Raw genomic sequence first — 12,135 nt, forward strand, 5'->3', positions numbered from 1 at the left:
CAAAGGCGATATTTACGCCTATAAATGGATACGGTCTATGGTGAAAAGACTAGAAAGATCTATACAATGACAGCTTGCTAACACTATTGTGCTATTAAAATAGAAAGCAAATAGTGTACGCTTTATCCGATTTTCAGGTTACTCACCGCAAACCTAAGCCAAACATTTTCGGGTGAAGCCGGAAATTTTCCCAAAGATATCGAGGGCATGATCCAGCATATGGATGACGCCAATATCGAAAAGGCCGTAATCATGGGGCTGGACACCAGCGCCCAGGACCACTGGGCCTTCAAGGGAGAAGGAATGGCGAACGATGCTAGTGCCGGTTTTGTTAAACAGCTTGCCGACCGTTCCGGAAATTTTTGGGGCTGGCAATTGATCGCAGGATTCGCTCTTATCTGTACATCTGGTTTTACTTATGTTTTTGGTTTGACAAAAAGGATGGAATTGATGTGAAAAATGAATTGATTTTATCCGGCACTTCTGCCCGCATTATTTGATTTTAAGCGAATCAAGGCCTCCTTAGGTTTTTAATCCTTCCAGATATTCGTCCTTTTTTTCCCAGAGGCCATTCAACCATTTTTGAAACCTAATTCTGTCTTCTCTGTCTTCTGAATAGTTACATAGGATATCACCTGATATTGGAATTTTTTGAACCTTTACCCGGACTTTATTGACATCACCACAGAGGAAGGACCAAATCTCTTGGGTCCCATACGGATAAGAGATTGTGACATCCAAAATATAGTCCAATTGATCCCCCATTGTAGATAAAACAAGGCTTATTCCATGGGCTTTCGGCCTTAACAGGTTTTTATAAGGAGACTTTTGTCTTTTATGTTTTTCATTTCGAAATCGCGTCCCTTCAATGAAATTCATCACCGAGACCGGCATATCTTTAAATTTTTCACAGGCTTTTTTGGTTATTTCGAAATCCTTCCCTTTTAAGTGGGGATTTTTTTTCAGAAATGAAGGTGAATATCGCTTCATAAACGGAAAATCCAATGCCCACCAAGCTTGACCTAAAAAAGGGACCCAGATGAGCTCTTTTTTTAAGAAAAATTTTAAAAAAGGTATTTTATGGTAAAACACCTTTTGAAGGACCGGAATATCTATCCAGGATTGGTGATTGGAAATCACCAAATACGATCCTTTCCGGTCCAGTTCTTCAATACCTTCCAGTTCGAATTCCATATTTCGAGTCACTAATAATCCTATGTTATTAAAATAGACCCAGTTTTCAGCGATCAATACGGCAATTCTGCCGCAAAACATGCCCCATTTTTTAAAAGGTATTATCAGCCTGAAAAAAGTAACGATAAACAAGGGTGATACCCAGAATAGAGTATTTATGCCCAGATAAGTTGTCGAAATAACTCCACGGAAGTTGTTAAATATTACTGTCATTCTGATCCTTTATTCATATTGGTTTACCAGATTGAAAAAGGTTGAATACCTTTATTTGGTATGATTAGTGGATTACAGACCACATCAACAGATATAGGGTTGGATAACGGTTTTGGTTTGCCGATACTATTTTCTGTACTTATATGAGTGGGTAATGCCACAGAATATGATCAATATTTCGTTTATATTTTCCCAATTAACCTGCAACCAGATCTTTTGGGAAAAGTTTTCTATCAAGTTTTTCTATTTCCTAAAACTGCGGTCCTTGTTGTTAAATCATAGATAGTCGCAATTGTATCCGCATTGAAAATATCATCCGTTCCGATTGCGATAATTGCTAATGAGTTGCCTCCATAGTTCTCTCCAATCTGGTTGAACAGGTCTACTGCAGGATCACTCCTGGGGAAATAGCTTATAATGTCCGCATTTATCATCAAGTCCTTCAAAAAAAACCAAACATCAATGTTATACAAAGAGTTACCAGTATTATGTCCTTATTAAATCTGACCACAAACTCTGAAAATCTAGCCATCATGAAAACTCCTGAAATATTTTACCGAAATGGTGTTTGGGCCTGTTGTTAGTTAAAAAAAACAAATTTGCCTCAGAAAAGTTTTCCACGGGCAATACTTGTGTGACTGAGCAGAAAATGCAGCCTCCTCAAAGGCTACGGCCAAGTCCCTCATAATTGTGATTGTGATATCACTTGATCTTCTTTTTATATTTATTAATAAATTCCCTGGATGAGACATATTTATCTGCGAATGTCACGACAAAGGATTCCCTGTATCTCGGAGGACGAAGCGTAAGGGGCCACATATGCTTTATTATGATATCTTTTTCTATCTCATTGATACTGAAATTCTCTTCTGAGTTTTTTAAGGCTATTTTTGGATGTGCAAATCCATGAAGTTTCTCTTTTGCCAATTCGGGCTCATGGTGATCTCTCCAGTCATAGAGAAAAAAGTCATGTAACAGGGCCCCCCTGATTGCGGACCGATAATCGAGTTTCAAATATTTTGCGATCCTGTATGAGAGGTAAGATACTTTTTTTACATGATCCAAAATGGATGAGTCGTGATGATAATAGTTCTGTAACTTTAAAAAGTTAGGATTATCGAGTATATCCTTCGCAATTTCGTCATACTCTTTCTCTTCCGGTTTTCGGTCCTGTACTATTCCATTTATTTTAAGGTTTATTGTGTTGAAGAAGATATCAACCCGTCTTTTTAAGACCGTATTAATTTCTTCGTTAAGCTGTTTATTAAGATCAGGGAAAGCCTCCAGTATTCTGTTAAATGAGCCTAATATCCTTTCAATCTCAGCATGGGTAAGTGAAAAATAGTCTGAAACCAAATAGGATATCCTTCGGGAAAAGTCTTTTAAATGCAGCATGGAAAACACAAAATCAACCGTGAAATAGATAACAATTAAAGCCGATGTAATCGCCATTGTCTTTTCATCAAATATACCGACCCATCTATAAACAACCGGATGAACTACAGTGATCATAACCAGGGTAAGAATTGCCCAACCCGTAGAGAATGATAAGCAGATCCTACCCATCAGATTAAACTTATTTTCAGAATAATCCCAAAGTTTTAAGCCAAACAGTACTTCGCTCAGTATGCCAACGAAAAATTCAATCACAGTAGGTAGCGTTCCATACACAAATATTTGAACATAAATACTTTCATCCTTTAAAACATGACTTAAGGCAATTATTGAACATGCGGCCAAACCATAAACAGGTACGAAGGTTCCAAAAAGAAACCCTGCATTGATAAATCTTTTCTGCGCAATTGATCTGTAAATAACCTCAATTACCCATCCAGCAAAAGAATAGAGGGTGAAAAACAGAACAAACTGATATATTTCAATCCTAAATAAACTTAAATATTGCAGCATGTTACCTTAAGAGTTTCAGAAAAGACTGGCATTAGGTTTTTAAACGGTGATCCTTACTTCATTTTTGAAAAATTATGAGGCCGTAATTCATGACTTCTATCTGCCAGAGTAATCAAAGTATTTCAAACAAGTAGACCATCCAATAAAAGTCTAAATAACGATTCTATTTTCTTTTCAGCTTCTTTAGATTTCATTTTAATCCACGACATCTCGAACCTCTGAATAATTTCCGAGATCAATTTTGCGTATTCCTCAGTATTTCCTAACCTAAATATATTATTTCGTTGCCCATGTTCAAGAATACTACCAAGGATCTCCACCTCTTTAATGTTTATAGGAAACATTTGGTCATATGTGGATTTTAACTCCTCAAATACTTCACGAACTGCAATTTGTGTAACGATTACCTCTTTAATGTATTTAATTCTTGCGTAAACATACATTAATAGCTTCTCACCAGGATCGATTTCGGAAGCCATCAATTCGTTTAGGCTGTTGAATAAGTTATCATATTCTTTTATTACAACAGACTTAAACAATTTCTCTTTATTTTTGAAAAACTCATATATCGCTCCTTTTCCAACTTTTGCATGGCTGATAATTTCATCGAGACTGGTCTTTTTAAATCCGTATCTAAAAAACAGTTCTCTGGCGCTTTTAAAAATGCGTTTTTCTCTTTCATCCATAATTTTGACCTGTAAAATATTTTATTCCATCTTCAACCAATTACTTTCTTTTCAATGTAATTGATATTATAAGCATTCATCTTTAGATTTATGGTTCCACCTGAAAAATGTAATCGGCTTGGTGACAACTGAATTATCTGACAAGATACGAGAACAGTACTTCAATACTGTGAATGTATATTAGTATTAGAGTATTTTAATTAAGTCAACCCCCCTGTAGAATAAAAGTTAGTAACCACCCATGAGTGTCAAGTATACAAGCATTTGTACCGGGTCAGTGTGAAATGGAATTGTGTATCGTCAAAATAGCATCGAGCCGAAAATAGAGACATTTTCCTGCCGATAAATTGAAAGAGGTAACTCAAATTGTGTTTTTTGAGGGAATATTTCGTAAGTTTTGGATGAAAAGCGGGAGCAAATTCCAACAGATGGCACAACTATCCCTCGTGATATAACGAAGACGCAGAAATGAACCGACCAGGAATAACTGGATTATGCTACTTGTTTCCACTCGTATCTGTGCTGTAAACCATTAAGCTTTGAAATCGATTTGACTGCACTGGATTCAGATGGTTTCTTTTTTCACCCCATGGGGAAAACCCTTCGAGCAAGAAGTCCCTGCCGAAACAGTATTTGTTTCAATAAAGACATTTAGTGTTTTTATGAAAACAGTCTGCAGTAAGGCTCCTCCAAAATTTCACGTTTTGGCATATATATCAGTATTTTACATTTACGGTAATAATGGTGTGAGTTTTGCAAAATCAAGTATTGAAATGCCATTATGTATGATTACATGTAATGGAGTTTCCAGAAGTTGTAGCGAATCTAACGGAAATTAAGATGGTTGGAATTAAAAACTCTGCCAAGTATATTGTACGTTTTTGAATTCTCGATACATATCAATCAGAAGAGATTTTTTTCATAATTTCCCCAAAGGAGTCACCATGGATAAAGAACGTCCTTATTGGAATATGGATATTGAACCGTTGTTCAATACTCCTGAAATCAAAAAACTACAGTTGAATAAACTAAAGAAGTTGCTGACTCGGTTAAAGGCAAATGCCCCTTTTTATTCCAAAATGATGAAAGAACGTAAGCTTGATCCGGAATCATTAGGCAGCATGGAAGAGTTTAAGGATAAGGTATCCCTGTTCAATAAGGAGTCCCTACGGGCTCTTGTTGTTGAGTTTGGTGGAGATTTTCTCAAAGTCCTGGATCAGATTATGCCCATCAGTGTTGATGATCTCGATTATATGGGAACAACAACCGGTACAACCGGGGTTCCAACGCCCTACCCTCTGACCAAATTCGATATAGAGAATTTATGGGGAGAGAGCATGGTCCGAGGAGCATGGCGAGCTGGAATTCGTCGGAACGACCGCATATTGTATAGTTTCGCTTTGTCCATGGTATTAGCGGGGGTTCCAAGTATGATGGGTATACAGAAGCTCGGGTGCATGATGTTGCCGGTGGGAGCAGAAGCCAAAAGTGAGCGCATCTTGATGATCCAGAGTCTTTTTCAGGGTACGGTTTATATGGGAACGCCATCTCTGGCGGAATACCTGATTGAACAAGCGCCAAAGGTTCTGGGTAAGCCGGTCGGTGAACTTGGATTCAAAGCGCTGATTTGTGGTGGTGAGCCAGGTGCTGGTATCCCGGAAGTAAAAGCCAAACTGGAAAATGCCTATAAATGCAAAATATTCGATGCGGGCGCGGGATTTGGATTTTCCTGTGATCATGATGAATACCAGGGTATGCATTGGATGGGAGATGACCTGTGTTATTACGAATTAGTGGATCCTGATACCAAGAATCCAATCCCCATAGAAAATGGAGTTCAAGGTGAAGCCGTCTTTACTACTTTGGAGGGAGATGGAATGATGCTGATTCGTCAAAGCCTCGGGGATATCCATCAGGTTTTTACCGACCCTTGTCCTTGCGGACGAAGTGGATTCCGTTACAAAGTTATCGGCAGGGCGGACGATATGCTTAAAGTCAAGGGAGTTATGGTATATCCCGGTCATATCAAAGGCGTAATAAATAGTTTTCTTCCACGTGTGACTGGTGAGTTGCGCATCGTACTTGATGAAAAACCACCAAGAGTGGTACCACCGTTGAAAATACGTGTAGAACATGCCGAGGGTATAGGTGGTGATAAACTGGCTGAGTTGGAAAATGAGATAGTTAACGCTATGAGCAATAAGCTTAGAATCAGGCCTGAGATACTTTGGGAAGAGGCGGGCAATCTCGAACGAAGCCACTATAAAGGAGAAACTTTTGAAAAACGATATGAAGAAAAATAAAGATGTCACATCTGGATGCACTAAAATAAGGCCGACATTGGGAAAAATGTAATTATTCAGCGTTCCAACAGGCGAGTCCGCCCAAAATGGAAAGTAACATGGACTTGGCAAAGTCCGTGAATTCAGCAATCCTCACATTTAAATCTGACGATGTGAAGTAGGCTGAACGTATATTGGTGTTATCCATCATACTGATGGAAACCCGTTATTCAGCGTGGTTCTGTATCCTGTGGTCAAAATATTGGTAAAAAGAGTTGTAGCTTAAATTCAGCTCTTTATTCCGCTTAAAAGATTACTATCAAACTCACGATCCAGCCATCGTCTCTAACTTGGCTTGACTATGAAAAAGAAAAACCAAACAAAACCAATGAGAACAATTCATCTTAACGCTGCAGGGATTGATATCGGAGCGAAAGAAATCTATATTGCCATTCCTGAAGAGTGCTGTGAAAACTCTGTCCGACGTTTTGATTGTTTTACCGACGATCTTCATGAAGCTGCGAAATGGATGAAAGAACATAATGTTGAATCTATAGCTATGGAATCCACAGGCGTATACTGGATTCCGATTTATCAACTGTTCGAGAGTTATGGTTTTGAGCAGTACTTGGTCAATGCCAGACATGTTAAAAATGTTCCAGGACGCAAAACAGATGTCAAAGACTCCCAGTGGCTACAATATCTCCATACTGTAGGGCTTCTCGATAGCTCCTATATTCCAGAGGATAGTGTCGTTGTTATTAGATCCCTTTTGCGTCACAGAGACTCTTTGATCAAGGCAGCGTCTAGCCTGTTCAACACATGCAAAAAGCCCTCACACGAATGAATATCCATCTTCACAATGTTATCTCTGACATTACAGGTGTAACAGGCTTAAAAATTATCAACTCGATCTTGAGTGGAAATCACAATCCAAAAAAGCTTGCAGAACTCAAAAATAATAAAATCAAAGCGTCTAAAAAAACGATTATAAAATCTTTGACCGGTCATTATCGCGAAGAACACCTTTTTACCCTGCGGCAATCATTAGAGAGTTATCAGTTTTGCCATCAACAGATTTATGACTGCGATAAAGAGATCGAAAAAAGATTAAAGGACTTTGAATCCAAAACTACTATTGATCAGGAGAATTCGGATTCATTACCTACACTCGGACCAAAACAGCGCAAGGCTGGTAATTCTCCTTTATTTGACCTTCAAGGGCATATGTATAGAATTTTTGGAACTGATCTTACTCGTGTCGACGGTATCAGTGTCGTTACTGCCCAGACCTTGTTCAGTGAAATTGGCTCAAATTTGGATAAATTCCCAACGGTAAAACACTTTTGTTCTTGGCTTGGTTTATCGCCACAAAACAAAATCAGTGGAGGACGAATATTATCCTCCCGGACGAAAAAAACGAGTAATAAAGCTGCCCAAGCCTTTCGCCTTTCCGCTCTATCATTGAGTCACAGTAAATCGTACCTTGGTGACTTTTATCGGAAAATAAAATCACGTAGCGGAGCCCCTAAAGCAATTACTGCAACAGCACATAAATTAGCTCGAATATTTTACAAAATTGTGAAAGAGAAGCTAGATTTATGATGAATCAGTTTTTATTAATGAACAAAAAGGGTACCAAAACCAGAAACTCAAATATTATAAAAACCAAGTAAAATCTTTAGAATTACAGCTTATTATGGCTGATTGAAATTAATTTGTTACTTAAAAGGGTCTGGGGTATGGATCGGAACTGGCAATTGCTCTGGCTGAGGAAGGCAAGAATGTTGTTGTTTTTGGAAAGGGAAAAGAGATAGCCACGAACATAGTTCCTTTGAGAAGAACCTATATATTAAAAAGGCTTACAGATGTTGATCTCGTCAAGGGAGCCGGCGATATTCCGGTTCGAAAGAAAAACAATCCTACAGTGATGACGGGAATGAAACTTGTGCAAATAAACCCCATTGAAGTTATCCTTGAGAATAGAAAGGGTGAAACAGAAACCATCCCTTACGACACGTTTATTGTTTCGCTGGGTAGAAAATGTAATGATGGTCTTTACAAGGAATTAAAAACTGAAATTGCAGAAATTTACCAGATAGGAGATGCGGTACAAGCAGGTGAAATAAATGACGCGATGGACGGGGCGCATAAGGTTGGCACTAAAATCTAGTGCCGTACCTTGTGTTTGTTATCTAACAGTCCTTTTTCGGATCTCACTGTTTTAGCATCTCTTATCTGATTTACCCCCTTACATTTTAGAAATTCAAAAAATGATAATTCAGGCATATGATCAAAATGGAGAATATAAATGGTTGATATGGAAAACGAGAAACAGCTTAAAGAGGGGGAAGTGCTTTTGAAAGAGGGGATAGTTCGCTTTCCCTCTTCTCCCGAAGAAAAACCGCAACTTATTGCAAGCCTGTGCACGAAATGCGGAGATAGGGCGTTTCCTGCAAAGGTGCTATGCGGGAAATGTGATGGGACCAATATGGATAACGTATTACTGAGTAATGCCGGACTGGTTTATTCCTATACCGTAGTACGGCAGGCTGTACCGGGATATCAGGTGCCGGGCATCGTAGCAGTTGTAAAAGTCAGGGAAGATAATCACCTGATGATTTTGGCCCAGATAAAAAACTGCGGTATTGAAGATGTCAGATGCGGAATGGAAGTTGAGACCATAATTGCTGAACTGTTTACTAATATGAAAGGAGAGAAGGTTATCGGATATGCTTTTCAACCCGTGCAGCAGGAGACAAAATGAGGGATGTATATATAATAGGCGCGGGAATGACAAGATTCGGGTTGTACAATGGCAAACGTCTACCATTAAAGAATATTTACGAGTTGGGCAAGGAAGCCTGTCTGGCAGCTCTTGATCATGCCGGGATTAACCATAGGAAGATTCAGGCCGCATATTGTGGCAATGTAGGATCTCCCCCCAATTGCGCTCAAATGATTCTGGCTCAGATTGGAGTTTCCGGAATCCCTGCTTTTAATCATGAGAATGGTTGTGCCAGTGGTTCGAGCGCATTAAGGGATGCATACGAGTCTATCGGAAATGGAATTCATGATACAGCCATTGTGATTGGAGCGGAATGCTGGAGTTTTATGGCTGCTTCCGGTAGCGCCATGGCACTGTCGGGACTGATCTCACCTCCACCCGGAACAAATTTAAACCAGGATATTGCGGGAGCCTTTGGGCCTGCAATCATGGCACTGGCCGGAAAAGCTCATATGAATGAATACGGCACGACTAAAGAACAGTTTGCCAAAATTGCAGTAAAAAACAAGAGAAATGCTGCCAAAAATCCCTACGCACAATTCCAGAAAGAAATTACGCTGGAAGAAGTGCTGAATTCCCGGATGATTTGTGACCCTATCACAAAACTCCAATGTTGCCCCCAGAGTGATGGGGCGGCAGCGGTGATCCTCGCTAATGCTGCCGTTGCCAGACAGTATACCGGTAAACCAATCAAACTGGCTGCGTTAATTCAATCTTCAGCCAAATACAAGGGAACAGAAGGTAGTCTTAGTCAGTTTACATGCTTTGAAACGATTTCCAAACAGGCATATGAATCAGTAGGTGTGGGGCCGGAAGACCTGGATGTTGTTGAAGTGCATGATGATTTTACTACGCTGGAACTGATAGCCTATGAAGATCTGGGATTATGTAAAAGAGGTGAAGGGGGTCGCTTTATTGACGAAGGTCTATGCGATTACGGAGGAGAAGTGGTTGTCAGTTCAAGCGGCGGTCTTTTGGGAAAGGGTCATCCATTAGGGGCAACAGGAGTTGCGCAATTTGTGGAATTGACTTGGCAATTAAGGGAAGAGTGCGGATCTCGACAGGTTGAAAATGCCAGGATTGGATTAGCTCATAACGGCGGTGGAATTGGTGATGGTTACGAGCCAGGAGCTGTTACCATTGGTATTCTGACAAAATAGAATCCCCTATAAGCACACCAAAAGTTTGGCTCCAGCACGGTTTATTCAAGTGGCGGTGGAATAGTTAGATTCGCTAATATAAAAATGTACCTGCTAGCGTGAGTTTACGAATTATTTTTGACACATAGCCTGAAATTTCATGATATCAGATAAATATGCCTTGCTTAAGTACCCCCTAACTGAAAAATGCTAATAATAGCTTATTTTTATTGACATAAAATGGCATAAATTAATAGTGTACCCCCCTAACAGGACCGATTATATGATCAGAGGGGGTATCATATGGCATATCTGACTCGCAAGCGCATTAAAGGCATCACCTATTATTACGCCGAAGAGAGCGAACGCATTAATGGGCGACCCAAAAGAAAGTGGCAGAAATATCTCGGCCCCCTGCCGAAAATCATTGAGGCGGTTGAAGGTACACCGCAACAGCCGGAGTATGCGGAGATCTTCAAGCTGGGCGGACCTGCCGCCTATTTGAATACTGTCGAACGGACCGATATGATTCACATTCTTGACAGCGTCCTCCCTAAACGCAAGCAGGGACTATCCATTGGATTTTACCTGACCCTGGCTGCCATTAACCGGGGCATCGAAGCGGTCAGTAAACATTCCATGTGGAACTGGTTTCAGGATACCATTCTGGTGCGGGCCTTTCCTGACGTCGACCAGGCATCACTCAATTCACAGCGCTTCTGGGATAACCTGTCGATGATCAGTGAAACCCATATTCGCAATGCATGGATGAAACTCATCAATTCCGTTTTGGACAAAGAACAGATCGACTTATCCTGCGCTTCCTTTGACGGGACCAACTTCTACACCTTCATCGGCTCATTCAATACCCGCTGTTCGCTGGCGAAAAGGGGAAAGAACAAGCAAGGACGACGTGACCTCAGGCAGATCAACTATGCACTGTTTTGCACCCGAAGGGATCATTTCCCTTTGTACTTTGATGTTTTTGAAGGCAACCAGCATGATTCGAAAGCCTTTGGCAGACTCATCGAGAGTTTCTTTGATGCATTTGAGAGCCGGAAACCCGACAGCAGTGGCATGACCATCGTCTTTGACAAAGGCAACAACTCCCAGGACAACCTGGACCGATTCGCTGAAGATTCCGGCTTTCACTTTGTGGGCTCGGTCAAACCGGACGATCATAAAGATCTGGCCTTCATCTCCAACAGTGATGGTTGCTTTGAGACGCTGACCCATCCAAAACTGGATCAGGTCAAAGCCTTTCGCACCAAAAAGACAATATACGGCAGAGAGATGACGGTCGTGGTCTCTTTCAACCACAATCTCTACAATGCCCAGATTACATCAATCAATAATGAGATTAACAAAACCCTCGGCAAATTACAGGGTATCGCCACCAAGCTGGAAGACAGAATTGCCGGAAGGGTGACCAGAGGAAAACCGCCCACCCGGGAATCGATCAAAACACAAGTGGCCTCGGCGCTATCCGGCCAAGACATGAAAAAACTGATCGACACCACCATTGGGGATCATGAGGGTCTTCCCACCCTTGACTACAACCTCAATAGTGATGCCTTTGCCGCCCTCGCCGACACCTATCTGGGAAAAAACATCATCATCACTGATAATCATGACTGGCCTACCGCCGATATCATCATCACCTATCGGAGTCAGTACATCATCGAAGATGTGTTCAAGCAGATGAAAGACCGTAAAACCGGAACCTGGTGGCCCATGTACCATTGGACCGATCAAATGATCATGGTTCATGGCTTCTACTGCTCCCTCTCATTGCTGCTGCGCTCATTGATGATGACAAGAACCCAGCAAGCGGATCTGCCCATGTCAGTCAATATGCTTCATGAGAAGCTTGCCGGCATTCGCGAAGTGCTAAACATATTTCCGACCGGCAGAAAGAAAACCGC

General features: G+C 40.7%; 12 protein-coding genes. 8 read left to right on the plus strand and 4 right to left on the minus strand.

The features are described 5' to 3' along the window. Positions 1-207 precede the first annotated feature (207 nt). Positions 208-456, plus strand: coding sequence for a hypothetical protein (locus tag KKA81_02165; protein MBU2649715.1), 249 nt, complete (start codon positions 208-210; stop codon positions 454-456). A gap of 66 nt (positions 457-522) precedes the next feature. On the opposite strand, the gene KKA81_02170 is transcribed toward KKA81_02165, so the two are convergent. The 4 genes from KKA81_02170 to KKA81_02185 form a co-directional block, all read right to left on the minus strand. Continuing rightward, a complete protein-coding gene (locus KKA81_02170; protein MBU2649716.1) occupies positions 523-1,407 on the minus strand; it encodes an acyltransferase in 885 nt (294 codons plus the stop codon). A 233-nt stretch (positions 1,408-1,640) separates the two neighbouring features. After that, on the minus strand, positions 1,641-1,880 hold the full coding sequence (locus KKA81_02175) for a hypothetical protein (GenBank protein ID MBU2649717.1): 240 nt from the start codon (positions 1,878-1,880) through the stop codon (positions 1,641-1,643). Positions 1,881-2,109: 229 nt separating this feature from the next. After that, positions 2,110-3,315, minus strand: coding sequence for a hypothetical protein (locus KKA81_02180; protein MBU2649718.1), 1,206 nt, complete (start codon positions 3,313-3,315; stop codon positions 2,110-2,112). Positions 3,316-3,437: 122 nt separating this feature from the next. Beyond that, positions 3,438-4,001: a TetR/AcrR family transcriptional regulator gene (locus tag KKA81_02185; GenBank protein ID MBU2649719.1), complete on the minus strand. Its 564-nt coding sequence runs from the start codon at positions 3,999-4,001 to the stop codon at positions 3,438-3,440. A gap of 944 nt (positions 4,002-4,945) precedes the next feature. On the opposite strand from KKA81_02185, the gene KKA81_02190 reads away from it, so the two are divergent. The 7 genes from KKA81_02190 to KKA81_02220 all read left to right on the plus strand — a co-directional run. After that, positions 4,946-6,304: a phenylacetate--CoA ligase family protein gene (locus KKA81_02190; protein MBU2649720.1), complete on the plus strand. Its 1,359-nt coding sequence runs from the start codon at positions 4,946-4,948 to the stop codon at positions 6,302-6,304. 340 nt (positions 6,305-6,644) lie between these two features. Next, on the plus strand, positions 6,645-7,130 hold the full coding sequence (locus tag KKA81_02195) for a transposase (GenBank protein ID MBU2649721.1): 486 nt from the start codon (positions 6,645-6,647) through the stop codon (positions 7,128-7,130). Then, the gene (locus KKA81_02200; protein MBU2649722.1) at positions 7,127-7,888 is read left to right on the plus strand and encodes a transposase; all 762 of its coding nucleotides are present in this window, start codon (positions 7,127-7,129) and stop codon (positions 7,886-7,888) included. The genes KKA81_02195 and KKA81_02200 overlap by 4 nt, the downstream gene beginning before the upstream one ends. Before the next feature lie 229 nt (positions 7,889-8,117). Beyond that, positions 8,118-8,456 carry a hypothetical protein gene (locus tag KKA81_02205; protein MBU2649723.1) on the plus strand — a complete coding sequence of 113 codons (339 nt, stop codon included), beginning with the start codon at positions 8,118-8,120 and terminating at the stop codon, positions 8,454-8,456. A 147-nt stretch (positions 8,457-8,603) separates the two neighbouring features. Continuing rightward, positions 8,604-9,050, plus strand: a complete 447-nt coding sequence (locus KKA81_02210; GenBank protein ID MBU2649724.1) for an OB-fold domain-containing protein — start codon at positions 8,604-8,606, stop codon at positions 9,048-9,050. 26 nt (positions 9,051-9,076) lie between these two features. Beyond that, the gene (locus KKA81_02215) at positions 9,077-10,231 is read left to right on the plus strand and encodes a thiolase family protein (GenBank protein MBU2649725.1); all 1,155 of its coding nucleotides are present in this window, start codon (positions 9,077-9,079) and stop codon (positions 10,229-10,231) included. A gap of 504 nt (positions 10,232-10,735) precedes the next feature. After that, the coding region (locus KKA81_02220) for an IS1634 family transposase (protein ID MBU2649726.1) at positions 10,736-12,135 on the plus strand (1,400 nt) is incomplete at its 3' end.

It is taken from the genome of Bacteroidota bacterium, from assembly GCA_018831055.1.
Taxonomy (GTDB): Bacteria; Bacteroidota; Bacteroidia; order Bacteroidales; family B18-G4; genus M55B132.

What these genes read in the sequence shown, in the direction of transcription:
- KKA81_02165 (MBU2649715.1), top strand. Translation starts at nt 208, where the DNA reads ATGATCCAGCATATGGATGACGCCAATATCGAAAAGGCCGTAATCATG.
- KKA81_02170 (MBU2649716.1), bottom strand. Translation starts at nt 1,407, where the DNA reads ATGACAGTAATATTTAACAACTTCCGTGGAGTTATTTCGACAACTTAT.
- KKA81_02180 (MBU2649718.1), bottom strand. Translation starts at nt 3,315, where the DNA reads ATGCTGCAATATTTAAGTTTATTTAGGATTGAAATATATCAGTTTGTT.
- KKA81_02185 (MBU2649719.1), bottom strand. Translation starts at nt 4,001, where the DNA reads ATGGATGAAAGAGAAAAACGCATTTTTAAAAGCGCCAGAGAACTGTTT.
- KKA81_02190 (MBU2649720.1), top strand. Translation starts at nt 4,946, where the DNA reads ATGGATAAAGAACGTCCTTATTGGAATATGGATATTGAACCGTTGTTC.
- KKA81_02195 (MBU2649721.1), top strand. Translation starts at nt 6,645, where the DNA reads ATGAAAAAGAAAAACCAAACAAAACCAATGAGAACAATTCATCTTAAC.
- KKA81_02200 (MBU2649722.1), top strand. Translation starts at nt 7,127, where the DNA reads ATGAATATCCATCTTCACAATGTTATCTCTGACATTACAGGTGTAACA.
- KKA81_02210 (MBU2649724.1), top strand. Translation starts at nt 8,604, where the DNA reads ATGGAAAACGAGAAACAGCTTAAAGAGGGGGAAGTGCTTTTGAAAGAG.
- KKA81_02215 (MBU2649725.1), top strand. Translation starts at nt 9,077, where the DNA reads ATGACAAGATTCGGGTTGTACAATGGCAAACGTCTACCATTAAAGAAT.